The sequence below is a fragment of the Christiangramia aquimixticola genome (assembly GCF_048285835.1).
Lineage (GTDB): Bacteria > Bacteroidota > Bacteroidia > Flavobacteriales > Flavobacteriaceae > Christiangramia > Christiangramia aquimixticola.
On the sequence record NZ_JBLVTL010000104.1, the window covers coordinates 1 to 340 of the forward strand.

Consider the following 340-nt stretch of genomic DNA (forward strand, 5'->3'; position numbering starts at 1 on the left):
GGATTTGACCTTTGGCTCAGCAGGCGGATACAAAGAAATAATTGCTACCGTATCCGGAGCGGATGTTTATGGAATGCTCAAATATGAATCAGGTGTGCATCGGGTTCAACGGGTTCCTGCCACCGAATCTCAGGGAAGAGTTCATACCTCAGCAGCTTCTGTTGCTGTGCTGCCTGAAATGGATGAAGTAGAAGTCCACTTGGACATGAATGACATCCGAAAAGACACCTATTGCTCCTCTGGCCCGGGTGGCCAGTCTGTCAATACCACGTATTCAGCAGTCCGATTGACCCACAATCCGACGGGTTTGGTGGTGACGTGTCAGGATGAAAAATCCCAG

The 340-nt window shown here is 49.7% G+C and carries 1 protein-coding gene; it reads left to right on the top strand.

Features of this window, described 5'->3' with window-relative positions; genetic code table 11:
- Positions 1-340 (top strand): PCRF domain-containing protein (locus ACNKXV_RS13700; protein ID WP_417908283.1); only part of this gene is annotated, 340 nt, incomplete at both ends.